The sequence below is a fragment of the Brevibacterium sp. S22 genome (genome assembly GCF_004745485.1).
Lineage (GTDB): Bacteria > Actinomycetota > Actinomycetes > Actinomycetales > Brevibacteriaceae > Brevibacterium.
The window spans coordinates 1-23961 of sequence record NZ_RHFG01000025.1 but is presented as its reverse complement, the minus strand read 5'-3'; the positions used below and the strand labels follow the sequence as shown (position 1 = coordinate 23961).

The following is a 23961-nucleotide window of genomic DNA, read 5'->3' as shown; positions in this document are numbered from 1 at the left end:
GCGGCCGATGGCTGCGGTGGACGACTGGGACCCGGGGTCTCAGGAGCGCGCGGTGGAGATCCTGCGCGGCCTGGTCACGGCGTCGAGGGTGACGATCGCGAGGACGATGGCGCCCAGCGTGAAGAGGAACATTCCCAGTGCCCACGCCGGGTAGCCTCCGGCGGTCCCGCAGGCGAAGCCGATGGCGAGGGAGGTCGATGTCAGGCAGAAGTAGAGGCCGCCGGCGACTGTGAGGAATGTCAGGGCGTGGGCAAGCTTCGGGCGTGCCTGCTCTGGCCAGAGGCCGCCGGTCGATTCGGTCGGCGAATGGCCGACGACCGGATCGGGGATCGGCAGGTCGCGGGACTCCGCGACTGCGCGGAGGGCGAAGACGGCCGCGACGGAGCCGACCGCCGCGGCGATCGCGTTGGGGACATCAAACCACGACCACAGTGCGACCGTCATCGCCCAGTCAGACGTCTGCCAGTCCGGCGGCAGAACCAGCGGTAGCGTGCGTGCCAGCCAGTCGAGGACGGTGATGCCCGCAGCGATGAAGAGGAATGTCGCAGCGGTCTTGCCGTGACGACGAGCACGGGCGTCGAGGGCGGCGACCGCGCTGCTGTCGGCATCGGCCTCCGCGTCCTCCGCGGCGTCTGCGTCGGCGGCCGCGGGAGTGACGCGAGAGACTGTGACGGCGAGGACCTGGGCGATGATGAGCGGATAGGCCAGGTCGGCGATGAAGACGAGCGCGGAGAGGACCAGCAGGAACGGGGCATCGACCTGCAGGTTATCCGAGCTGGCGGTGAAGATCGATCCCAGCCCGGCGAGGACGAAGTAGAAGACCGTGATGACGATGAAGACGCTGCGCGGAATCGACCTCAGCTGCCGTCCGACGACGACGGCGGCCGCACCGGCGATGATGAACAGCACGAGCTGGAGGAGTTCGATGTCGCCTGCGCCGTCGACTCCGGTCGGGGCTGTGAGGGCAGCTGTCTTCGCTCCGATCCATGTCGCGATGAAGACGACGAAGGCGACGATCGTGATGGACATGCCGGTGCTGCCCATCGGCATCGGGGCGGTCGGAGGGACCACCTCGTGGGCGGCTCCCGTGGTCTCATTCGCGGCAGGTGTCGGCTGATCCGTCATGCCCGCATCGTCTCATAAAGTCAGGTTCCTTGCTTTTTGTGCCGGGTCGCCGCCTCGTCCCCGCCTGCGACTTTCGGATGCCTGTGCGCCCTGCCCTCGCACGCGTCGCGCTGGAGCGAAGCCTTGCCCTCGCACGCGGACGGGTGAAGTGAGACGCTGGGACCATGGCCAACGAACTCGCGTCCTCGACCAGCCCATACCTGCGCGCCCACGCGGACAATCCCGTCGACTGGCGGATGTGGAGCCAGGAATCCCTCGCCGAGGCGGCCCGCCGTGACGTCCCCCTCCTCATTTCGATCGGCTACTCCACCTGCCACTGGTGCCATGTCATGGCACACGAATCGTTCGAAGACGAGGCGATCGCGGGACTGATGAACGAACGGTTCGTGCCGATCAAGATCGACCGCGAGGAGCTGCCGGACATCGATGCCTATTACATGAATGCGCTGCAGGCGATGACGGGGCAGGGCGGCTGGCCGATGACGATCTTCGCGACGCCTGCCGGCAGCCCCTTCTACGCCGGCACCTATTTCCCTCCGGCCCCGCGCGGAAATCTGCCGGCCTTCACCCAGGTGCTTGGGGCCGTCTCCCAGACATGGACGGACCGCCGCGACGAGGTCGACCAGATGACCAAGCGCATGGACCGCGGACTGGCCGAGATGGCCGATGCCGTGACGAGTGCCTTGCCGGCCGAGGCAGCCGCCGAGTCCCTGAGCCCCGACGAGCTCGACTCCGCCGCCGCGGCCCTGCTCGACTCCTACGATCCGGCGTGGGGCGGATTCGGCGGTGCGCCGAAGTTCCCGCCGATGATGAACGTCCTCCAGCTGTTGGCCGCATTCGTGCGCTTGGGCGGGACCGCCTCGGCGAGGGGCGGGGCGGACAGCGCCGCCTCGGCGAGTTCGGGAACCGGCGGGACCGCCTCGGCGAGGGAGGGATCCGACAGCGCCGCCGCGGCGAGCTCGGGAACCGGTGGGACCGCCTCGGCGAAGGAGGAATCGACCGACGAGCACCCGGTGGATCGGGTCCGGGCCGAGGGCAGGCTCGGCTGGCTCGGCGCCGACGGACACCTGAGCGGCGAACTCGTCCTCGACTGCCTCATCGCCGTGCGCAGCACGCTCGCGAGGATCGCCTCGGGCGGCATGCGCGACCAGATCCGCGGCGGAATCGCCCGCTACAGCGTCGACCGGCAGTGGTTCGTGCCGCACTTCGAGAAGATGCTCTATGACAACGCTCTCTACCTGCGCGCGGTGATCGCCTGGGCGAAGGTCGAACGGGCCCTCGACCCGGGGTCGAAATGGCTCGCGCTCGCCGAACGCGAGATCGTCGACACCGCGAACTTCCTGATCAGCGACCTGTCGACCGATGACGGCTTCATCGCTGCACTTGATGCGGATTCGCTCAACTCTTCGGGGGTCTCCGAAGAAGGCGCGGCCTATGTCTTCACCCCCGAGGAGTTCGCGCCAGCCGGGCAGGCGGGCCTGCTCGGGCTCGTTGATTCACCGGCCGGGGGCGAGCTGTCCGGACAGGTGGTCGCGGCCGTGCGCATCATCGACTGGCTCGGCATGGAGGACGTGCCCTTCGACGCCGACCATCCCGCGCCGTGGGACATCGAGGCCACCCGGGCCCAGCGTGAGGTGCTTAACTCCGTGCGGGGTAGGCGTTCGCAGCCGGCCCGTGATGAGAAGATCATCACCGAGTGGAATTCCTTAGGCGTCACCGCCCTCGCCGAGGCGGCCCTGTACATGGGCGCCGAAGCTGAGGACTCCAGTGAAGCGAGTGGGTATGCCACGGCGGCCGAGGGCGCGAATGAGGCTGCTGCAACCGCGGGTGATGCCGGAGCCGCGGAGTGGGGGACGGCCGCGGTGCGGTTCTGGTCGGCGATGCACGAGAGGTTCGACGGTGCCGAACTGAACGTGCGGCGCAGCTTCACCGACGGCGTGGCCGGGCCCGGGAGTGGCGGGCTCGCCGATTGGGCGCAGTTCATCACCGCTGGGATCACCGTTCGGCAGCTGTCGGGCGGGGCCGCCTCGGTGAGGGTGGAGGATCTGGTCGAATATGGTGCGACGATGCTGAACCTCTTCACCTCCGAGGGCGACGGGGTCCTCGAGGCGGTCGATTCTCTCGGTGACGGGATCATCGCCGTGAAGTCCGCGGACCCCGTCGACAACACCGTGCCGTCGGGACGGTCGGCGGCCGCCGAGGCGGTGCTGCTGCTCGCCGAGCTCGGCGTCGAAGCGGCGACATCCGGTGATTCGGAATCCGGTGCCTCGGACCGATCCAGCGCGAGTGCCGCGCTGGATACCGGGCGGCTGTTGGAGGTCCGGGATCGGCTGCTCGGGGTCTATCGGGCTCTCGCCGGGCAGGCTCCGCGCGGGTGCGGCCATGCTCTGTGGCAGGCCGAGCGGGCCCTTTCGCCCGTGCGAGTCGCCACCGCCGAAGGTGCGCTGCGGGACATCGCCGCCAAGCATCCGTCGCCTACTCTGCTCACCACCTCGACGGGGGTGCCGGGACCGGACGGCCGGGAGGTCGAGGTCCCCGCTGGGACGGCGATCGTGTGCCGGGGGACCTCGTGCTCACTGCCGGTGGGAACGTCCGCGGAGCTCCTCGCACTGTTGGGCAGGTAGGTCTGAGGGGACGGTCGGTCGGGTCAGGCCTGGCGGGCAGGACCCGTTCGCGCTCGGCCGAGACGAATAGGGGAGGGGCCGAGCTCAGCGTTCGAGGCTCGGCTCAGCGTTCGAGACTCAATCCCCGGTAGCGATTGAGCGCGGCGGCGATCTCCTGCCGTCGCGGGCGGGTCAGATGCCCCGGGTGATCGCGATGCCCCGTGATCCCGTCGAGGCCCTGAGCATCGAGCATGTCTTCGACCTCCGCTAAGGCCCCGGTCAGCGAGGTGCGTCCGTCGTAGATCTCCGCAAGGTATTCGAGGGCCTCGGCGACTCCCGAGGCTTGCTGCGCATCGACGAGTTGGGCGACGGCGATGAGGTCGATGAAGTCGCGGCCGAATTGGATCCGGTCGGCCCCCTTCGCGCGAGCAGTCTTGGTCTTCGATGCCGGGCGCAGCGCCTGTGCCGTCGGGATGCGCGGCGGAGTGGCGAAACTGGAAGTGTCCGGATCCGGGGTGGGGCTGCCGGCGTCGGTGCTGTCATCGGTGCTGGTCGGAAGATTACCTGCCCGGCTGAGTTCCTCTGCGGTGACACCGACGAGTTCATGTGCCCGTTCGGTGACTTCGTGCGGCACATAGGCATCGAGGGCGATGACGTGATCGGCGACCTCGAAGAACGCACTCGAACCACCGGCGACGAGCACTGTGGAGACACCCCGCCTGGTCAGCAGCGGGCGCACGCGGTCGACGAACGGGGTGATCGGTTCCCTCTCGGCGGGGATGAGCGTACGCATGCGCTCGTCGCGGATCATGAAGTTCGTCGCCGAAGTGTCCTCGTCGATGAGCAGAGTGTGTGCCCCGGCCTCGATCGCTTCGACGAGGTTGGCCGCCTGTGAGGTCGACCCGCTCGCGTTCGTCGTCGAGAAGAATCTCGTGTCAGTGCCCGAGGGTAGGTTGTTGATGAACGCCGAGATGTCGTCGCCGGTGACGGCACGCCCGTCCTCGGCTCGAATGGAGGTGGCAGTCGGGTCGCTGATGACCCATTCGCGCCCGTCGCCGGCGATATGCGGGTAGACGCCGCGTTCGAGAGCGCGCAGAATCGTCGATTTGCCGTGGTATCCGCCGCCGACGATGACGGTGACACCGCGGGGTATGCCCATGCCGGTGACGCTGCGCCCGCTTGAGAGATTGATCGTGTGCTCAAGCTCGGGAGGGGAGATGAAGGCAACCGCTTCCGAGGATTTCATCGGCAGGTCCGAATCCCCGGACGTTCGCGGGAGAATCGCACCGTTTCCGACAAAGCCGATGAGCCCTGCCTCGCTGAGGTGGCTGCGCAGCTCCAGCTGATCCCGGTGCAGCTGGACGTGGTCGGCGAGCCTGTGGGCAGACGGGCTATTCGTGTCAGACCAGCGGTCGAAGAGGAAGAGCCGTTCGGCGAATTCGGGCAGATCGCGAGTGAGGATGTCTGCTGCCTGGTGACCGAGGATGCGGCGGCCGCGGGCAGGCAGATTGACCAGCAGTCGTGCTTCGAATCCGGCATCGTCGATGAGGATGTTCGTCCTCTCGAGGACCTCCTGCCCGGGGTGGCCGAGGATGAGTGCACGCTGATTGAGCTTCGAGAGCACTTGGTTTCCGGCGCGGAGCAGATAGTCGGCGGCAGCGATGCGGTCGGCACGCTCAGTGGTGAGGTCCAGTGGGAGCTTCGCTTCAGCGCGGTCGACCCGGACCCGGACCTTCGACGGTGAGGCGAAGGGGTCGGCCTGAACGCGGTCGACAAACAGTGTGACCGGTCCGAAGTCATAGCGGCCACGGATCTGTTTGAGGTTGCCGTAGCTGCGGCCGTCGAGTCCGTGCAGGGTGTCCGCGAGATTCGATCGTTGGTAACTCATCCCAGTCATGCTACGGGATGGATACCGACGGATCCCATGCGCTCTGACAAAGACACGGTGCTCGGGCCCGGTGTCCCGTGACCGGTGTCCGATGCTCGTTCAAGGTGTAACGCAGATGTCGGCCCGTGCACCTTTCGAAGAGTGCGCGCCGCCTTGAACGGGCGACAGGAGTCGTTCGACGGCGCGGAAAGTGCGCTTCGGCTTGAACGAGAGGCTGGGGTCCTCCGCCTGAACAGATGGCGGGGCCCTCCGCTCAGGTGGGGCCCTCTGCTCAGGCGGAGTCCTCCGCTCGGGCTGGGGTCCTCTGCTCAGGCGGTGGTCCTCTGCCCAGGCAGATGGCCTCTGCTCAGGCCGAAGCGTCTTCGCCGAGGTAGAACGACGCGGCATTGCCCCAGAACACGGACTCGGCCTCTTCAGGGCTGAGGACCTCGCGGATTGTGTCGAAGTCGGTGTCGGCGAAGGGTCGCCGCGCCCTCGTCGAGGGCAGGTCGGTGCCGACCATGAGCGCATTCGGGTCGGTGTCGACGATGCGACGGACCACCTCCGCGGGGTCGAGTTCCACTCGTCCGAAACCGGTGGCCTTGACCTTGACCCCCTGTTCGACGAGCGGCAGGAGGTTGAGCAGCCCGTCGGCATGCATGCCGAGGTGATCGATGCTCACCGCCGGCAGCGCCGCGATCTTCGGGGCGAGGTCCTCATCGATCGTGCGCGCATCGATGTAGAGCTCCGAATGCCAGCCGACGAGATCATGGACCCGACGGGCGAAACGATCGAGGTCGTCAAGCGTGGCGGACCCGCCTCGGGCGACGTTGAAGCGAAGCGCCTTGACCCCGGCCTCGTCGAGGGATCTGATGACGCCGTCACTGGTCTCCGGCGGCAGCTGGGTCACACCGACATAGCTGGGGCCGAGCACCTGCAGGGCCTCGACGAGGTAGCCCTGGTCGAATCCCTGGAACGATCCCGAGACCACGGCGCCGCCGGCGATGCCGAGGCCGTCGATGCGGGCCTGGTAGTCGGCGACCGTGAAGGGATCGGGCATGAAGCCGTTGTTCTCGATGAGCGGGTGGCTCGGATCGATGATGTGCAGGTGCGAATCGAAGATGCGCGGGTGTGCGGGCGTGGCCATCAGCGGGTGCTTTCTGTCGGAGTGTGCAAGTTCTGGGCAGCTGGGAATCAACGACTCTGCGCGGCGATGCGCTCGTCGAAGCGCGTGCGGCTGACGACCCCTCGTTTGTGCGTGCCGACGCTGATGACGGCATGTTCGTCGCGGGCTTCGACGGCGAATTCGAGGCTGCGGCCCTCGGCGTGGGTGACGGTGACATCGATCGTCACCGTCGACCCTGGAACCGTGGGTGCCTGGTGGCTGAGGTCGACGTGGGTGCCCAGGGTGAGGTCATCTTCGCCGAGGTGGTCCTTGATCGATTCGACGCACGCCCACTCGATGATGGCGACCATGTATCCGGTGGCAAGAACGTCGGGCATCTCGGCGAATCCGGGTGCCTCGGGGAGGATGTGCGGCACAGTCCTCTCCGGCGGGACGGTGTATTCCATGCGGTGAGTGAGTCCGGCGGCGAGGGCTTCGGTCATCGAGTCTCCTTGGCTGTTGCGGCTGGCGATGTTCTGGCGGGCGTTATGGCTGGTGAAGCGGCAGGTGAGGTGGACGGCGAGTGTGTGGCGGGAGCCGTGGCTGGAGCGTCGGCAGTGGTCGAAGTGGCAGCGGCGGCGCTCTGTCGGGCTGCGTCGATCATCGTTGCCGCGACCTGGCGGGCCTCGCTCATCGCTGTGCTCTCGCCGGTGGTGATGACGCGGGCGTTCGCTCCGTCGACGAGGAACATGAGCGCCGACCCCCATCGCTGAGGCTCGCCGAGGCCGTCGGCTGCGGCGAGGTCGGCCAAGGTCGTCTGGAGCCAGGTCTTGTATCTGGCGATCTCGGCGCGGGCCGGGTGGTCAGGGTCGGGCAGTTCGGCGGCTGCGATGGTGAAGGGGCAGCCGCGGAAGCCCGGTTTGGCGTGGCCCTCGATGAACCAGTCGAACAGAGCGAGCACATGACTGTCGGGGGAGCTGGCCGACGATGCGAGAGCCTCGGCTATGGCGGACTCACGTGTCTCCCGCCTGCGTCGCAGCACCTCGGCGATGAGCCCCGCCTTCGAGCCGAACTGCGCGTAGAGCGTCGGCTTGGACACTCCGGCCTCTGCGACGATCCGGTCGACTCCGATGGCGTTGACGCCCTCGGCGTAGAAGAGGGCGGTGGCGGTCGCAAGGATGCGTTCGCCCGATCGGGACAGGTCCATGGAATTAACTTACAGGTCTGTAAACACCGTGGACAAGCGGTTCGTTCAAGGCGCAGCGCGGATACCGAAGAGTGCACCTTTCGACATCCGCTCTGCGCCTTGAACGAGGGGATCATGAGCGTCGTTCAAGTGTGAGCGCACATTTCGCGAGGTGCGCGACTCGATATTCGCGCCGGCCCTTGAACGACGGAGTCGACTCCGGGTGAGCGGTCCTATTCGTAGTCGGCGGGCGGGCCCACCGTCGGCTGCGGGAGGTACACCTCGCCGCCGGAGGCGATGAACTCACGGCTCTTCTCCTGCATTCCCGCCAGCGCCGCCTGTGCCTCGGCGCTGCCGTAGGTGTCGCGGATGTCCTGGGAGATGCGCATCGAGCAGAACTTCGGCCCGCACATCGAGCAGAAGTGGGCGGTCTTCGCAGGCTCTGCCGGCAGCGTCTCGTCGTGGAAGGCCTCGGCAGTCTCCGGGTCGAGACCGAGCGCGAACTGATCCCGCCACCGGAACTCGAAACGGGCCTTCGACAGAGCGTCGTCGCGTGCCGTCGCACCGGGGTGGCCCTTCGCGAGGTCCGCGGCGTGCGCGGCGATCTTGTAGGTGATCACTCCGGTCTTGACGTCGTCGCGGTCGGGCAGACCGAGATGCTCCTTCGGGGTGACGTAGCAGAGCATCGCCGTGCCGTAGCGCGCGATCTCGGTCGCCCCGATCGCCGAGGTGATGTGGTCATAGCCGGGAGCGATGTCCGTGACCAACGGACCCAGGGTGTAGAAGGGAGCACCGTGGCACAGCTCCTGTTGGCGCTCGACGTTCTCCTGCACGAGGTGGAGCGGAATGTGTCCCGGGCCCTCGACCATCACCTGGACGTCATGGGCCCAGGCCCGCTCCGTGAGCTCGGCGAGGGTGTCGAGTTCGGCGAACTGAGCGGCATCGTTGGCGTCGGCGATCGATCCCGGGCGCAGCCCGTCGCCGAGGGAGAACGCGACGTCATAGCGGGCGAAGATCTCGCAGAGTTCATCGAAGTGGGTGTAGAGGAAGTTCTCCTTGTGGTGGGCCAGACACCAGCCGGCCATGATGGAGCCTCCGCGGGAGACCATCCCAGTGACTCGGTCGGCCGTGAGTGGAACGTAGCGCAGCAGCACCCCGGCATGGACAGTCATATAGTCCACACCCTGCTCGCACTGCTCGATGACGGTATCCCGATAGATCTCCCAGGTCAGCGCATTGGCATCACCGTCGACCTTTTCGAGTGCCTGGTAGATCGGCACCGTGCCGATGGGGATCGGAGAGTTGCGGATGATCCATTCGCGGGTGGTGTGGATGTCATTGCCCGTCGACAGGTCCATAAGAGTGTCGGCACCCCACTTCGCGGCCCACCGCAACTTGCGAACCTCCTCGGCGATGGAGCTGGAGACCGCGGAATTGCCGATGTTCGCGTTGATCTTCACGAGGAACGCCTTGCCGATGATCATCGGTTCGGACTCGGGGTGGTTGATGTTGGCGGGAATGATCGCACGGCCGGCGGCGAGTTCTGACCGGACGAGCTCGACATCGCACTGCTCACGCAGGGCGACGAAGCGCATCTCGGGGGTGATGATGCCCTGCCGGGCGTAGTGCATCTGGGTGACCGTGCGTCCCGGCTTGGCCCGGCGCGGGACCGGTTTGCGGCCCTGCCACTGCTGTGAGGGAGCTCCGCGGCGCACGGCCGCACGGCCGTCATCGGCGATGAGGTGACCGCGTGCGTCGTAGGTCTCGGTGTCGACGCGGGTATCGATCCACGGGAACCGCAGGGCAGGCAGCCCCTCCTCGGGGACGCTGCCAGGACCGACGGTGCGGTAGACGTGGACGGGATCGTTGGCCCGGCCGTCGGTGTCGTCGAGATCGATGCGGGTGACCGGCACGCGGATGCCCTGCTCATCGTCTTCGATCCATGCCGGCGAATGTGTCGAGTACTGTTCGAGCGTGAAGTCGTCGGTCTCGGACTCCGCAGTGCTGCGATCGGACGTCAGTGGGGTGACGGTCGGTTCGGACGCTTCGTGCGTGGTGGGGTCTGCCTGCGGGCCAGATGCTTTGTGCGAAGCTGTGGCAGGGACAGATGTTTCAGGGATGAATGCAGCCATCTGCAGTCCTCTCTTCCTACGCCGGTATCAACCGGATCAGGTTCTACGGTCTCGGACGATCCAGTCCGATCTCAGCCCTTGCAGAGGGCTCCCGTGGGGTCGTGCAATTCGTATCACGTGGCAGGCCGCGACAACAAACCGGTCGAAGTGCTGCCGATGTGTCTCGGGGCGCTCGTTCAAGGCGCAGCGCATCTATCGTGCGGTATGCCGTTCGATAGATGAGCTCACGCTTGAACGACGGTGCCGGCGGCAGGCGTGCTGTGGAAGTGTGCCTGAGTGTGCTCTGTCGAACGGTTGACTCGATGACGCGCGCTCAGGCTCCCTGGAGGAATGCCTTCGCAGCCGCTCCGAGGGCGACGACATCGGCGACCGCGACCATCTCGCGGGCCGAGTGCATCGAGTACAGCGCCGGTCCCACATCGACGGTGGTCATGCCCAGACGGGTGGCCGTCAGCGGACCGATCGTCGACCCGCACGGCATCGCATTGTTCGACACGAAATCCTGGTACTCGATCCCGGCCGCCGCGCAGGCCCGTGACCACACTGCCGTGCCCACCGCATCCGTGGCATAGCGCTGTTGAGCGTTGAGCTTGAGCAGGGGTCCGCCACCGAGGTGGGGCCGCACATGCGGATCATGGCGTTCCGGATAGTTCGGATGGGCCGCGTGCCCGGCATCGGAGGACACGCACACCGAGGTGGCCATCGACGCGAGATAATCGCTGCGCGTCGACTCCGGCAGCAAGGAGGCGACGATGCGTTCGGTGACGTCGGCGAGGAACGGACCGCACGCACCCGAACGCGAATTCGAGCCGATCTCCTCGTGATCGAAAGCGGCGAAGAGCGGGATGTCATCGAGCGCATCGGCATCGAGTTCGGTCAAGGCGGTGACACCGGCGTGGACGGACAGCAGGTTGTCCAACCTCGGCGAGGCGAAGAACTCCTCGGCGGCGCCGAAGAGGGCCGGCTCCTGGGTGGGGATGGTGTAGACATCGTGGCCGACGACGGTCTCGGCATCGACTCCGGCAGATGCGGCGAGCAGTTCGATGATGTCCGCCTCAGCGAGATCGGCCAGGCCGATGACGGGAGCGGTATGACGCTGCTTGTCCAGGGACAGTCCCTCGTTGACCTGGCGGTCGAGGTGGATCGCGAGCTGCGGGATGCGGGCGATCGGCCCGGTGCGCGCGAGCACGAGGCGACCGTCGGCGAGGCTGAGGCGACCGGCGAAGGCGAGCTCACGATCGAGCCACGAGTTCAGCAGCGGACCGCCGTAGACCTCCACTCCGACCTGACGGGTGCCCTCCGCGGTGTACTCGCCGCCGGGCTTGAGTTTGAATGCCGGGGAATCGGTGTGGGAACCGAACACACGGAACCGGGGAGCCGCCTCGGTGACGGTGGGATTCATCCATGCGATGAGCGCGCCGTCCCGGATGACATAGTGGCCGGTCCCAGGGGTCAGCGCCCAGGGAACGGACTCCTCGAGGCGGGAGAACCCGGCCTCGTCGAGGCGTTTCGCGGCGGTGGCTACGGCATGGTACGAGCTGGGGGATGCGCTGACGAAGTCGCCGAGGTCGGCCGCTGTCGTCGCGGCCGCGTCCGGTCTCGGGAGTGATCCATTCATTTCCCCAGCCTATCGTTTGCGGTAGTTTGGAGGGGAAGAAGATCAGGTCTCAGATGCCGGGTTGCCACCGGGTCTGAGAGTCAGGCGGGGGCAGCGACCCTGCGACCGCACCAGCGACGGCAAGGAGTGTTCGACGTGAACCAGTTCGTGACGGAGTGGAACACCTGGCGCGACTCACGGAACTCGGCACTGGCGAAACCGTTCGGCTGGCTCAGCGTCGTCGGGCTGCACTGGCTCGACGCCGAATCGACCTGGACCGATGCGCCCGGCAGCTTCACCGTCGATGACGGGTGGGTCACCGTGTCCCTGAACTCCGGAATCAAAGCAGGCCCCGCGGCCGAAACGTTCGACCTGCTGAGCAAGGTCGAAAACGGTGGAGCCGAGTCATTCGGCGGTGCTGGGGCGAATGGAGCAGGTCCGACTCGGGCGACCAGCCCGGCTGTGCCCAGTGACACCTCGACTCTGCCGACCGTGACGGACCAGGCCGGTGCCGGCGCGGGCAGCGCGGTGGGGGCTGGCTCCGCCGGTGCCGTTTCCTCCGCCGAGGCGGATGCCGGATCGGATGCCGGAACCGGCGGACACGAAGCCGTGCCCGCCCGACCTCAGGTCCGCGTCGAGGAGAACGGGTTCAGCGCGAAGCTGCCGGCCGGCGGATCGCTCAACTGGTTCACCGTCGGCAATGTTCTCTACGAACTCATCGACCGGGGCGGCCGCCTCGGTGTGCGTGTGCGCAATTCGAAGTCCCCGCTGCTCGGGAAGTTCTTCGAGGTCCCGGTCTTCGACCCGGACCCGGACTTCGTCTTCCTCGCCCGGTTCACCCGATTCGACCCGTTCAAGACCTATACGATCGAAACCGCTCAAGAGGACCTGCAGCTGCAGACGCAGGCGGCGGGCACCGTCACCTTTGAGACCCAGCACGGCGAAGTCAGCCTGCTCGCCACGGGATGCCCGAAGACCGGGCTCCAGCTGGACTTCCACGATTCGACGAATGCGAGCACCACCTCGGCGTGGCGGACCATCGACCTCGGAGTGCCGAACCAGGACGGGTCGCTCGTCGTCGATTTCAACCGCGCGGTCAACTACCCGTTCGCGTTCACATCGTTCGCCACCTGCCCGGCCCCGATCGAGGGCAACGTCGTTCCATTCGACGTCACCGCAGGTGAGCGCCGTCCTCCGTTCTTCTACTCGGAGGCCGGAATCAACGTGCCGTTCCTCTTCTACGTCTGGTGGGACGAAGAGAGCGCCGAGGTGACCCGCCCCTGGTACTCGCGTTTCGGCCTCGACATCACCATCCTCAACCCCAGCCACGACGACGGGCGGATCTCGCTCGTCGGCTTCGACGGGGTCGCCATGTCCGGCGGGGATCTGTCTCCGCTGGGGCGCAAGGCCCGGTCGCGGCTCATTGACGTCGCCACCGAAGCTCTGACCTCGCGGATTCCGGTCATCGGCATCGGCGCGTACTCGGCATTCGTCATCCAGGCCCAGCGGGAGCTGCGTTCGCAGCAGGGCTACGTCGATGGCATCGAGACCGAATACTCGGCCCCCGAAGATCGTCTGCTCATCGTGATGAACAACGAGCTCGACCCGAAGCAGGCCGGCTTCGACATCGTCCACACCGATGCCAGCGGCCTGATCTACGTGGAGATGCCCTTCGACATTCCGCTCGAATCCGATCGCACCGAGGTCGAGGACTTCCAGGCGGCGATGGAATCCGGCGGTTCGATCACGAGCTGGCAGGAGTTCGACTACCGCACGGTCGCCCTCATCCGCCACCACCGCTGACCCTGTCCCACTGACCCCGCCCCAGAACTACCTGACGGCGGCTCTGCAACCTCGCGCAAGGTTGCACAGCCGCCGTCAGGTAGCAAATTGGAGGGGTGTTACCAGATGGTGACTCTCGATTCCGGGGCCAGGTACATGCCGTCGGTCTCTTCTACGCCGTAGGTGTCGTGGAAAGCGGTCATGTTCTTCACGACCTGGTTGCAGCGGAACTCCTCCGGCGAATGCGGGTCGATCGACAGGCGACGCACACGCTCCTCGGTGCGCATCTTCGACCGCCACGCCTTCGCCCAGGCCTCGAAGAACGCCTTCGCCTGCTCCGGGCTCGGCGCCACCGGCACGCCCGGGGTGCCGGCCCGTTCACCGAGTTCGAGTTCGAGGGCCTTCCACCCGATCGACAGACCACCGAGGTCGCCGATGTTCTCACCGACCGTCAGCGCCCCGTTGACGTGCTGGTTCGGCTCGAGCCCGGCGGGGACAAGCTCCTCGTACTGGGCGATGAGTGCGTTCGTGCGCTCCTCGAATCGTTCGCGATCGTCCGAGGTCCACCAATCGACGAGGTTGCCGTCCCCGTCATAGCGGGATCCCTGGTCATCGAAGCCGTGCCCGATCTCGTGGCCGATGACCGCGCCGATCGCTCCGAAGTTCGCAGCCACATCACCCTCGGCGTCGAAGAACGGCGGCTGGAGGATCGCTGCCGGGAAGACGATTTCGTTCATCACCGGGTGGTAGTAGGCGTTGACGGTCTGCGGGGTCATCAGCCATTCCGTGCGGTCGATGGGTCCGCCGATCCGCTTCACCTGCCGCACATGCTCGGCCTGGGAGCAGCGGCGCACATTCCCCACCAGATCGGAGGCGTCGATCGCGGCCGGGTACTCCCGCCACACCTCCGGATAGCCGACCTTCGGGGTGAACTTCGAGAGCTTGACCAGCGCCCGTTCCTTCGTCTCCTCGCTCATCCAGTCGAGTTCGCGGATCGACTTGTCATAGGCCTTGATGAGCATCCCCACCAGGTGGTCGATCGCGTCCTTGGCGGACGGCGGGAATTCGGCGGCGACATAGAGCTTGCCCACGGCCTCACCGAGGTAGCCCTCGACGAGGCTGACCCCGCGCTTCCAGCGCTCCCGCAGGGCCGGGGTGCCCGAGAGTGTGCGGGAATTGAAGTCGAAGTTCTCCTCGACGAGTTCGTCGTTCAGCAGCGAGGCGGTGTCGGAGACGACGACGAAGCGCAGCCAGGTCTTGATGGTCTCGATATCGGACTCGGCCCACACCTTCGCCATGCCCGTGACGAACGAGGGCTGCGAGACGACGAGGTATTTCAGGTCGGCCGCATCGGCGGTGAGGATCCCCAAATAGGAGTCGAAGTCGAATTCGGGGCCGAGGTCACGCAGCTCGGAGATCGAATACTTGTTGTACGTCTTCTCCGCGTCGCGGCAGGCCACCCGGTCCCAGTGGTGGCGGGCGAGTTCGGTCTCGAACGCCATCACCTTGGCGGCCACCTCGGCGTCGGAGATCCCGGACTTCTCACCGAGCTCGGCCAGCGCCGCGATCTTCTGCACGTGGGCGAGGAACTTCGCGCGCACCTCGGCGTGGTCGTCGTTGAAGTAGTAGTCCTCGTCGGGCAGGGAGATGCCGGCCTGGACGAGGTAGAGAGCGTAGACGTCGGAGTCCTTGGCATCAGCGGTGACGTACCCGCCGAGCACTCCGCCGATGCCTTCGGTCTCGAGTCGGGCCAACAGAGCGGCGAGTTCGGACTTGTCCTCGGCTGCATCGATGGCCGCGAACGTCGAGTTCAGCGGGGCGACGCCGAGTTCGTTGATGCGGTCGACGTCCATGAACGAGGTGAACAGGTCGGCGACCTTCTGCCCCTCGGATCCCGGCTCCTGCGGGGTGTCGGTCACGGAGGTGATGATGTCGCGGACCTTGGTCTCGGCGCTGTCGAAGAGCTCACGCATCGTTCCGTCGCCGGCCCGGTCGTCGGGGATCGTGAACGAGTCGATCCACTCGCCGTTGATGTGCTGGTACAGGTCGTCCTGAGGCCTGATCGAGGTCAGTGAGGTTTCAGAAGTCATGGCCCAACAGTATCGTGATCAGTGCCGTCGACGATCGTCGTCGCCCGCCCGCCTGTCGTGGAACGAGGAGGAACGAATGAGTATGGCATCCGTCGTTTTCGTGTGCACCGGTAACATCTGCCGGTCCGTCACCGCCGAGCGCGTGCTTGAACATCACCTTGCCGAAACCGGCACCGAGGCGGTCATCGACTCCGCCGGAATCAGCGACGAGGAGGCCGGCAACCCCATCGACCCACGTCAGGCACGCGTGCTCGCCGCCGCGGGCTACCGCACCGACGACCACGTCGCCCGGCAGATCACGCCCGAATGGTTAACAGGACGCGACCTCGCCGTGGCGATGACCGCCCGCCATTACCGTGCCCTGCAGCGGATGATCGCTGATCTTCCCGCCGAGGCGGCCCCGGAGCTGCGGATGCTGCGCGAGCTCGATCCGCGGGTGGGCTGCGACCGGCAGGGTGCGGGAGCCGAGGGAACTGCGGTGGGCGCGGACGAGGGGAGGGCCGCCTCGGCGAGTGGTGACGAAATCCCGGCCCCGGACGTCGAGGATCCTTGGTACGGGGAATTCAAGGATTTCGAAGAAACTCTTGAGACAATTGAAGTGTCCGTGCCGGGAATCACGGATCATCTGCGCGCGCTGGCCGCGAAAACTCAGTGATACTAGTAGGCACAAGCTTGCTGATACGACCGAAATCGCAGGTACGCCTCGAAGGAGAAACTCTCATGGCTCGACTCATGACACGACAGAACTGGTCCGCTCTCAGGCTGGGCTTCGCCGCCCTGCTGGTGGCTGCGATGAGCGTGTTCGCTTTCGCTCCCGCCGCCAGTGCGCATGATCAGCTGGTGTCGTCGAATCCCGAGGACGGTGCCGAACTCGATCAGCAGCCCGAATGGCTCGAGATGACCTTCTCCGGCGAGATCCAGGAAGTCGGCTCCGAGGTCACGGTCGTCGTCGACGGCAAGGACGTCTCTGCAGGCGAGCTGACCGTCGAGGGCAAGAAGCTCAGCGTTGCCCTGCCCGATGACCTCAAGCCCGGCGACTACAAGGTCACCTGGCGCGTGGTCTCCCAGGACGGCCACCCGATCTCCGGCGACTACTCATTCGCGATCAAGGACGCTGAGGGTGCCGGCGGTGACGTCAAGGAATCATCCGAAGAGTCGACGAAGGCCGGACTCGGCGGCGGAGTCGTCGACGAGCCGGGCAAGGACACCGAAGACCGCGGCGAGATCGGTGAGTCCACCGGCAGCGATTCCGGAATGTCGACGCCGATGATCGTGCTGCTGTCCGTGGGTGGCCTGGCCATCATCGTCATCGTCGTCCTGCTCATGCGCCGCAAGTCCCAGGGCCTGCCCGGCACCAAGGACAACTGAGCGGATTCCGTCGGCGGGGCGGGTTCTGTCGGCGCATCACCTTTTACGAGGCCTCGAACGCAATGCGCGTTCGGGGCCTCGGTGTCTTCTGTGAAGCGTCTGGTTCGTCGTTCAAGCGCGAGCCCGGTTATCGGCCGGTGTTCCTATCGATAACCGGGCTCACGCTTGAACGAAGCTCGGGCGAGGCGGCGAGGCGGCTAGGCTCGGGCAAGACCGCCGGGCGGCGAGGCTCGGGCGAGGCGGCTAGGCCCCCAGACGGCCAGGCGGCCAGACGACCGGGCGGCCAGGCGGCTGGCAGCTGGTGCCGACGCCGTCAGGGTGTGAAGCGCAGGAGCCGGTCGTCGTCCGGGCCGGGCTCTCCGCGGCCGTCGGTGTTGTTCGTGAGTACGAGCAGCGAACCGTCGGGCGCCTGGACCACATCGCGCAGCCGCCCATGTTCGCCGGACCACAGCTCGGTGGAAGTCGAGAGGTCATCAAGGGGCACCTGGTGCAGGCGCTCGCCACGCAGACCGGCGATGAGGATGTTGTCGTCGGTGACGGCCAGTCCGCTCGGGCTCGCCTCGGCGGGGGACCACTGCTGCACCGGATCGATGAAATCGCCGCCGGCATCTCCGCCCGCGCCGCCGGCATCTCCACCCGCGCGGCCGGCATCTCCACCCGCGCCAGCATCCTCGGCGATGCCTTCGACCTCGGGCCAGCCGTAGTTGCCTCCGGCTTCGATGACGTTGAGCTCATCCCACGTGTCCTGCCCGAACTCCGAGGCATACATCGTGCCCTCGTCATCCCATCCGATGCCCTGCGGGTTCCGGTGGCCCATGCTGAAGACGAGCGAATCGCCGAACGGGTTATCGTCAGGTACCTGACCGTCGGGAGTCATGCGCAGAATCTTTCCCGACAGCGCCTTCTCATCCTGCGCACTGTCGCGATCGCCCGTGTCGCCGAGCGTGGCATAGAGCATGCGGTCAGGGCCGAGAGCCAGACGTCCGCCGTTGTGGAAGTTCGCGGTGGGCAGGCCGTCGAGGATCGTCTCTTCCTCACCCAGCGACAGATCTCCGGCCTCGCCGAGGAGGTCGAACCGCACGATCCGATTCTCCGTCCCCGCTGCAAAGAAGGCGTAGAGACGGTCATCGTCGACGGCGAGTCCGTGGAGCCCGGCCTCGCCGGATCCAGAGACTTCGTCGATGCGGCCGATCTCCCGCGCCTGCCCGTCATCGCCGATTTCGAGGATGCGTCCGGAATCGCGTTCGCTGACCAGGGGCGTGTCGCCGGTGAAGGCGACTGACCACGGAGCCTCGAGTCCGGTGGCGACGACCTCGGGCGAGTCGGCATCCGGCGCTCCCGCTGCGGAATCCGACCCGGACTGTGCGCCTGAGGACTCGGATTCGGCCCCCGCCGAGGCGGTCCCGTCCCGGTCGTCGGTTTCGCCGGCGCCCGAAGAGCAGGCGGTGAGCAGGGCGACCACGGTGAAGGCGATTCCAGTGAGACGCCACTGACTCTGCAGTCTGGGGGCTCGGAACTGCCGCAGAAGGGTCCGGCAGGATCTCAGGCGAAACTGATCGGGCCGCAGGCGATGCCAGACAGACGTCGGAAAGGACTGAGCGAGTCGCTGCGGGTGCGCCGTGGATTCCACGGTTCCTCCTGTGCATGAGGGCCAGTACAGTCCAGCCTATCCTCCCGCTGTTGTGGAGAGAATGGCTGATTTCCTTGGAGGGACTGGCTGAAGAGGCCCGCCGGAGGTGAGATGCCGGTCGGGCGTCTCGCAGTTGCCGCGTTGCTCGACGAGAGACATCCGCTTGCCGGACGCAGACCGGTCGGCTATTTTTAGGTTAGCCTGACCTTAGAGTTGCTCGAATGTGGTCTCGGCGTCGACGATGAGCGCGCCACCGAGGCGCTGACAGTGCCCCAGCTCGTGCATGCACGCGGTGAGAGCGCCCAGACGATTCCCTACGGCAGGCCCACAGAGACTTTCGAAAGTGCATGCGAAGGAGAAATTGATGAAGAAGTCAGTCGGTGTGTTCGTATCCGTGCTTGCCGCAGGGTCCTTGGCACTCGGCGGATGCGGCGGAGGCAGCTCCTCCGCCGATGAGTCAGGTGAGTCGGAAACGATCACCGTGCCGACTGGCCAGGGCGAGGTCGAGGTTCCGAAGGACGTGAAGCGCATCGTGGCGATCAACGGCGCCGCTGCGGACACTGCCGCGGCGCTGGGCCGCAAACCGGTCGCAGTGGCCGGGATGGTGGCCACAGGATCGGACGGCCTCTATCCCTGGGAGCAGGACCTCCTCGGCGATGTTGCCGATGACTCCCTGGTCGACGGGCAATCGTTCGAAGTCAACGTCGAGAACGTCGCCGAGCTCGAACCCGACGTCATTCTGGCCGCACCGTGGAACGTCACGGACGAATCGGTGTACAAGCAGCTCTCAGCCGTCGCGCCCGTCGTCACGCCGGATTCCGACGCGGCCAACCCCGATTGGGACGACACGGCCAAGGCCGTCGGCACGGCGCTCGGAAAAGACAAGGAGGTCGACGAACTCATCGAAAAGACGAAACGTGACCTCGAATCCACCGGTGACGAGCTCGGAGTCACGGGCAAAACGTATCAGCTGATCTCCCCGCAGAAGGGCGAGATCTTCTTCGGCAATGCGAAGCCGCTCGAGCTCTACGGCCTCAAACCCGGCAAACACCAGACAGCCGACGAGGTCAACAACGTCGCCCTGTCCACAGAGAAGATGAACGAGCTCGACGCCGACTATCTCTTCATCTGGCCTCTCGATGACGACGGAAAGAAGCTCATCGAAGACAATCCGGCGTACAAGGATCTGCCGGCGGTGCAGAACGACTCGGCGATGTTCATCGACGAGAACTTCGCTGCGGCGATCAACGCGGCGAGCCCGGCCAGCCTCGAATGGCTGAACACCCAGAGCGGCATCGAGGACATCCTCAAGAAGTGAGCGGTCGCGGCCGAGGTCAGAAGTGAGCGGTCGCGGCCGAGGTCAGAAGTGAGCGGTCGCGGCCGAGGTCGCGCGATTGCCGGCGCCGGAGGAATAGAACCGTCCCGGTGGACTGTTGACCTCAACGGACGCATCCTCTGCTGAGCGCGTCCGGCACCCACCGATCGAAAGGCCCCGCACCGTGTCCGTACCGCTGAATATCCTCGACCTCGTCTCCATCCGCGAAGGATCCACCGCACGCGAGGCGATCGCCGAATCGATGACCTCGGCGACGCTGGCCGACGAACTCGGATTCAAGCGACTGTGGTTCGCCGAGCACCACAACACAATGGGCCTGGCCGCCAGCGCCACGGCCCTGCTCATCTCGCAGGCCGCCTCGGTGACGGAGAAGATCCGGGTCGGATCCGGCGGTGTCATGCTGCCCAACCACGCCCCGCTCATGGTCGCCGAGCAGTACGGAACGCTGGCGAACATCCATGGCGACCGCATCGACTTAGGGTTGGGCCGTGCGCCCGGCACCGACGGAATGACTGCGCAGGCGCTCGCCCGCTCCTCGGCCGAACCGCAGGATTTCGCGCAGAACATCTACGACATGCAGGGATGGTTCTCCGATACCGGGCAGGCGCACACCACGCCGATCAAGTCCGCGGTCTCGGCAGGGATGGACGTACCCATCTGGGTGCTCGGATCGACGATGAACGGCGCCTCGATCGCCGGTCAGCTCGGCCTGCCGTTCTCACTGGCCTCGCATTTCGCACCCGACCAGATCGACATCGCGATCAAGACGTACCGTGATTCGTTCACCACCGACGCCCCGACCGCGCAGATCGACGAGCCCTATGTCATGGCCGGGATCAACGTCATGGTCGCCGACACCGACGCCGAGGCGGCCCGTCAGTTCACCTCGGTCCAGCAGATGTTCAATGACATGCGCACCGGCCGTCGCCGCAGTCTGCAGGCCCCGGTCGACCCGGCCGAGATCGCCGCGCAGGGCGGGACCAGCCCGATGCTGCAGGTCAGCGCCGTCGGCTCCCCGGACACGGCGACTGCGCAGATGGCCGAATTCGTCCAGCGCACCGGCGCCGACGAACTCATCACCGTCACCTACGCCTTTGACCCCGAGGTGCAGCGCCAGTCCCTGCGGCTGCTCGCCGACGCCTGGTTCTGAGGCTCGGGCTCACCCCACCAGCCGTACGTGCGCGGCCAGGCCAGGTTCTTCGGTGGTCAGCGTGCGCGCGGTGTCGAGGATCGTCGATTCCATCGCCGAGGCAGCCCTGGTCGCCCGCACGTCCGCGCGCTCAGCAAGGCTGACCGTGCGCGGCAGCCGCGGATCGATCAGGGGCACCGACGTCAGCAGAGGGCGGTCGACGAGCACCATGGCCGGGACGATCGCGACCCCCAGTCCGCGTTCGACGAAACGCAGCACTGCATCCATCTCCGCACCTTCGACGACGACTTTCGGTGTCAGGCCGGCCGATTCGAACGCCGCCGAGGTCGCCTCCCGCAGGTCGTATCCGTGATGGAACAGGACCTGGGGAAGGTCGGCCACCTCGGCGAGGGTGATCTGTTCGCGCTCCTGTCGGGCGGACGTCAGCAGGTCGCTGTCGGCGGCGGCGATGACCACGAGATCCTCGGCGAGCACGCTGCGCAGGCTCAGCCGCGGCATCTGCGGGGCGAGTTCGAAGGTGCGGGTGATGAGCGCGAGGTCGAGCTCGCCGCCGGCCAGGGCTTCGATGAGTTCGCGTGAGCCCTTCTCCATCAGCTCGAGCTCGACGCCGGGATGGGCGGTGTGGAACCGGCTGATCGCCTCGGCCACCAGACTCACGCACAGCGTCGGAGTCGCGCCCAGCCGGACCCGTCCGCGGCGCAGTCCGGCGAGCTCGTCCATGTCACGGCGGACCGCCTCGGCGTCGGCGAGCATCCGTTTCGCCGTCGGCAGCAGGGTCTTTCCAGCGTCCGTGAGCGTGATGTGGCCGTGTGCACGGTGGAAGAGCTCGGCCCCGAGTTCTTTCTCCAGAGTCGAGATCTGTCGGGACAGCGACGGCTGCGCCAGGTGAAGCGAAGCGGCGGCCTTCGTGAAATGGCCGGTGGCGGCCACCTCGGCGAAGCTTTTCAGCTGTTCAAGGTTCATGACTGCCCCCGATCTGGTCGGTCATCCATGTCGATAGTCTATCGCTATTGACCCTAGTCAAACAATGCATTGGACGTATGGACAAGGTGCTCCTAACGTGGAAATCATGAACACCACACAGGGCACTGCCCGTCGCAGGGAACACTCAATCTCCACCTCGGTGCTGGTCATCGGAACCGGCGGATCGGGGCTGCGCGCCGCGATCGAAGTCGCCGAAGCCGGCGCCGACGTCCTCGCCGTGGGCAAACGGCCGAAGGAGGACGCGCACACTTCGCTGGCGGCCGGCGGCATCAACGCGGCCCTGGCCACCGTCGACCCCGAGGACACGTGGGCCCAGCACGCGGCCGACACGATCAAGGAATCCTATGACCTCGCCAACCCCCGCACCGTCGAGATCGTCACCCAGGGAGCAGCCGAAGGCATCGCCGACCTGGAGCGATATGGAATGGACTTCGCGAAGGAGGACGACGGTCGGATCTCACAGCGCTTCTTCGGCGCCCACACCTGGCGTCGCACCGCTTTCGCCGGTGACTACACCGGGCTCGAGATCCAGCGCACCCTCATTCATCGTGCCGAAGCCCTGAACATCCCCATCCTCGACCGCGTCTACATCACGAAGCTGCTTGTGGCCGACGGTCGCATCTTCGGTGCCTACGGCTTCGACGTCATCGACGGCACCGGCTACCGCATTTACGCCGACGCCGTCATCCTCGCCGCCGGCGGACACAACCGGATCTGGCGACGGACCTCCTCGCGTCGGGATGAGAACACAGGCGACTCCTTCCGCCTGGCCGTCGATGCCGGTGCCCGGCTGCGCGACGCCGAGCTCGTCCAGTTCCACCCCTCGGGCATCATCGAACCCGAAAACGCCGCCGGCACCCTGGTCTCCGAGGCGGCCCGCGGCGAGGGCGGCATCCTGCGCAACGGTCTGGGGGAGCGGTTCATGGAACGCTATGACCCGCAGCGCATGGAACTGTCCACCCGCGACCGCGTGGCACTGGCCGCCTACACCGAGATCGCCGAGGGCCGCGGCACCGAGAACGGCGGCGTCTGGCTCGACGTGTCCCACCTGCCCCGCGAGACGATCATGAGCCGATTGCCGCGTGTGTTCGCCACGCTCATGGAGACGCAGATGCTCGACATCACGCGCTCGCCGATCGAGATCGCCCCGACCGCGCACTACTCGATGGGCGGAGTGTGGGTCGACCCGGTCGACCACAGCACCGACGTCGAGGGGCTGTGGGCCATCGGCGAGGCCTCGTCCGGGCTGCACGGAGCGAACCGGTTGGGCGGGAATTCGCTCATCGAGCTCCTCGTCTTCGGTCGCATCGTCGGCCAGTCGGCGGTTGCGTACTCGGATGATCTGGAGGCGCAGGTGCGGTCGAAGGACGCCGTCGCCGAGGCGCGGGCCGAGATCGCCGATCTGCTGGACTCCGAAGGCACGGAGAACGTCCGCGCGCTGCAGCGCGAGGTCCGCAACCTCATGACCGAACACGCCGGAGTCGTCCGCGACGAGGCCGGACTGATAGCGGGGTTGGAGAAGCTCGCGGCGATCGAGGCGCGACTCGAACTCGTCGGAATCCATCCCGACATCGCCGGATTCTCCGACCTCGCGCACGCCTTCGACCTCAAGTCCTCGGTGCTCGCCGCGCGTGCGACCATCGAATGCGCGTTGGAGCGTCGCGAGACCCGTGGCTGCCACAACCGCAGCGACTACCCCGAGCAGGACCCGGCGCTGCAGGTCAACCTCGTGTGGTCGCCGACGACCGGGGTCAAGCGCGAATCGATCCCGGACGTCTCGGAGGACGTCGCGGCGCTCATGCGCACCGGCGAGATCAGCCAGGAGGGCAAACTCGTCGAATAATTCCAATTTGCTACCCGACGGCGGCTCTGCAACCTTGATCCTTCTATGTCTTGTCAAGCAGGTTGAGGAACGGTATCTAGCGCGTTGAGGATCTTGTAGACCCGACGCGCTAGATACCATTTGAGCTTGCGTCGGATTTCCTTCTTCGACTTCTTCGTCGGGT

The 23961-nt window shown here is 66.4% G+C and carries 17 protein-coding genes and 1 riboswitch; of the genes, 7 read left to right on the top strand and 10 right to left on the bottom strand.

From position 1 onward, the window contains the following. Window positions 1–39 precede the first annotated feature (39 nt). Entirely contained in the window at window positions 40–1125 is a 1086-nt protein-coding gene (locus EB835_RS16290; protein ID WP_135810507.1) for a hypothetical protein, read from the bottom strand. Between the two features lie 164 nt (window positions 1126–1289). Between EB835_RS16290 and EB835_RS20685 the strand changes: the two genes are divergently transcribed. Then, a complete protein-coding gene (locus EB835_RS20685; protein ID WP_240688800.1) occupies window positions 1290–3749 on the top strand; it encodes a thioredoxin domain-containing protein in 2460 nt (819 codons plus the stop codon). Window positions 3750–3852: 103 nt separating this feature from the next. Here the strand turns inward: EB835_RS20685 and EB835_RS16280 are convergent, their stop codons facing one another. From EB835_RS16280 to EB835_RS16255, 6 genes are all read right to left on the bottom strand, one after another. Beyond that, window positions 3853–5616: an ABC-ATPase domain-containing protein gene (locus tag EB835_RS16280; protein WP_135810506.1), complete on the bottom strand. Its 1764-nt coding sequence runs from the start codon at window positions 5614–5616 to the stop codon at window positions 3853–3855. A 346-nt stretch (window positions 5617–5962) separates the two neighbouring features. Further along, window positions 5963–6742 carry an amidohydrolase family protein gene (locus tag EB835_RS16275; protein ID WP_135810505.1) on the bottom strand — a complete coding sequence of 260 codons (780 nt, stop codon included), beginning with the start codon at window positions 6740–6742 and terminating at the stop codon, window positions 5963–5965. Window positions 6743–6789: 47 nt separating this feature from the next. Continuing rightward, the gene (locus EB835_RS16270; RefSeq protein ID WP_135810504.1) at window positions 6790–7203 is read right to left on the bottom strand and encodes a thioesterase family protein; all 414 of its coding nucleotides are present in this window, start codon (window positions 7201–7203) and stop codon (window positions 6790–6792) included. After that, window positions 7200–7907, bottom strand: a complete 708-nt coding sequence (locus EB835_RS16265) for a TetR/AcrR family transcriptional regulator (RefSeq protein ID WP_135810503.1) — start codon at window positions 7905–7907, stop codon at window positions 7200–7202. The genes EB835_RS16270 and EB835_RS16265 overlap by 4 nt, the downstream gene beginning before the upstream one ends. Before the next feature lie 212 nt (window positions 7908–8119). Beyond that, the gene (gene thiC / locus EB835_RS16260) at window positions 8120–10018 is read right to left on the bottom strand and encodes a phosphomethylpyrimidine synthase ThiC (RefSeq protein ID WP_276606006.1); all 1899 of its coding nucleotides are present in this window, start codon (window positions 10016–10018) and stop codon (window positions 8120–8122) included. Next, window positions 10015–10123: riboswitch (TPP riboswitch) on the bottom strand. (Overlaps the previous gene by 4 nt.) 208 nt (window positions 10124–10331) lie before the next feature. Further along, window positions 10332–11636, bottom strand: coding sequence for a M18 family aminopeptidase (locus tag EB835_RS16255; RefSeq protein WP_135810502.1), 1305 nt, complete (start codon window positions 11634–11636; stop codon window positions 10332–10334). Window positions 11637–11771: 135 nt separating this feature from the next. On the opposite strand from EB835_RS16255, the gene EB835_RS16245 reads away from it, so the two are divergent. After that, a complete protein-coding gene (locus EB835_RS16245) occupies window positions 11772–13418 on the top strand; it encodes a DUF1684 domain-containing protein (RefSeq protein WP_240688799.1) in 1647 nt (548 codons plus the stop codon). 98 nt (window positions 13419–13516) lie between these two features. On the opposite strand, the gene EB835_RS16240 is transcribed toward EB835_RS16245, so the two are convergent. Next, window positions 13517–15487 carry a M13 family metallopeptidase gene (locus EB835_RS16240; protein WP_135810501.1) on the bottom strand — a complete coding sequence of 657 codons (1971 nt, stop codon included), beginning with the start codon at window positions 15485–15487 and terminating at the stop codon, window positions 13517–13519. Between the two features lie 76 nt (window positions 15488–15563). Here EB835_RS16240 and EB835_RS16235 point away from each other — a divergent pair, with 76 nt between their 5' ends. Further along, entirely contained in the window at window positions 15564–16142 is a 579-nt protein-coding gene (locus EB835_RS16235; RefSeq protein ID WP_135810500.1) for a low molecular weight protein-tyrosine-phosphatase, read from the top strand. A 65-nt stretch (window positions 16143–16207) separates the two neighbouring features. Then, on the top strand, window positions 16208–16855 hold the full coding sequence (locus EB835_RS16230) for a copper resistance CopC family protein (RefSeq protein WP_240688798.1): 648 nt from the start codon (window positions 16208–16210) through the stop codon (window positions 16853–16855). A 313-nt stretch (window positions 16856–17168) separates the two neighbouring features. On the opposite strand, the gene EB835_RS16225 is transcribed toward EB835_RS16230, so the two are convergent. Continuing rightward, window positions 17169–18317, bottom strand: a complete 1149-nt coding sequence (locus EB835_RS16225) for a PQQ-dependent sugar dehydrogenase (RefSeq protein ID WP_135810499.1) — start codon at window positions 18315–18317, stop codon at window positions 17169–17171. Between the two features lie 532 nt (window positions 18318–18849). Here EB835_RS16225 and EB835_RS16220 point away from each other — a divergent pair. Beyond that, window positions 18850–19803 carry an ABC transporter substrate-binding protein gene (locus EB835_RS16220; protein WP_168216764.1) on the top strand — a complete coding sequence of 318 codons (954 nt, stop codon included), beginning with the start codon at window positions 18850–18852 and terminating at the stop codon, window positions 19801–19803. 181 nt (window positions 19804–19984) lie between these two features. Beyond that, complete coding sequence (locus tag EB835_RS16215) at window positions 19985–20971, top strand: LLM class flavin-dependent oxidoreductase (RefSeq protein ID WP_135810497.1); 987 nt, start codon at window positions 19985–19987, stop codon at window positions 20969–20971. A 9-nt stretch (window positions 20972–20980) separates the two neighbouring features. On the opposite strand, the gene EB835_RS16210 is transcribed toward EB835_RS16215, so the two are convergent. Further along, window positions 20981–21934 carry a LysR family transcriptional regulator gene (locus EB835_RS16210; RefSeq protein ID WP_135810496.1) on the bottom strand — a complete coding sequence of 318 codons (954 nt, stop codon included), beginning with the start codon at window positions 21932–21934 and terminating at the stop codon, window positions 20981–20983. Window positions 21935–22040: 106 nt separating this feature from the next. Between EB835_RS16210 and EB835_RS16205 the strand changes: the two genes are divergently transcribed. Further along, complete coding sequence (locus tag EB835_RS16205; RefSeq protein WP_135810495.1) at window positions 22041–23798, top strand: L-aspartate oxidase; 1758 nt, start codon at window positions 22041–22043, stop codon at window positions 23796–23798. Window positions 23799–23961: the final 163 nt, after the last annotated feature.

Coding starts and splice junctions, on each gene's coding strand:
- EB835_RS16280 (WP_135810506.1), bottom strand. CDS start 5,616: ATGAGTTACCAACGATCGAATCTCGCGGACACCCTGCACGGACTCGAC.
- EB835_RS16255 (WP_135810502.1), bottom strand. CDS start 11,636: ATGAATGGATCACTCCCGAGACCGGACGCGGCCGCGACGACAGCGGCC.
- EB835_RS16265 (WP_135810503.1), bottom strand. CDS start 7,907: ATGGACCTGTCCCGATCGGGCGAACGCATCCTTGCGACCGCCACCGCC.
- EB835_RS16205 (WP_135810495.1), top strand. CDS start 22,041: ATGAACACCACACAGGGCACTGCCCGTCGCAGGGAACACTCAATCTCC.
- EB835_RS16275 (WP_135810505.1), bottom strand. CDS start 6,742: ATGGCCACGCCCGCACACCCGCGCATCTTCGATTCGCACCTGCACATC.
- EB835_RS20685 (WP_240688800.1), top strand. CDS start 1,290: ATGGCCAACGAACTCGCGTCCTCGACCAGCCCATACCTGCGCGCCCAC.
- EB835_RS16230 (WP_240688798.1), top strand. CDS start 16,208: ATGGCTCGACTCATGACACGACAGAACTGGTCCGCTCTCAGGCTGGGC.
- EB835_RS16220 (WP_168216764.1), top strand. CDS start 18,850: ATGAAGAAGTCAGTCGGTGTGTTCGTATCCGTGCTTGCCGCAGGGTCC.
- EB835_RS16290 (WP_135810507.1), bottom strand. CDS start 1,125: ATGACGGATCAGCCGACACCTGCCGCGAATGAGACCACGGGAGCCGCC.
- thiC (WP_276606006.1), bottom strand. CDS start 10,018: ATGGCTGCATTCATCCCTGAAACATCTGTCCCTGCCACAGCTTCGCAC.
- EB835_RS16210 (WP_135810496.1), bottom strand. CDS start 21,934: ATGAACCTTGAACAGCTGAAAAGCTTCGCCGAGGTGGCCGCCACCGGC.
- EB835_RS16235 (WP_135810500.1), top strand. CDS start 15,564: ATGAGTATGGCATCCGTCGTTTTCGTGTGCACCGGTAACATCTGCCGG.
- EB835_RS16270 (WP_135810504.1), bottom strand. CDS start 7,203: ATGACCGAAGCCCTCGCCGCCGGACTCACTCACCGCATGGAATACACC.
- EB835_RS16240 (WP_135810501.1), bottom strand. CDS start 15,487: ATGACTTCTGAAACCTCACTGACCTCGATCAGGCCTCAGGACGACCTG.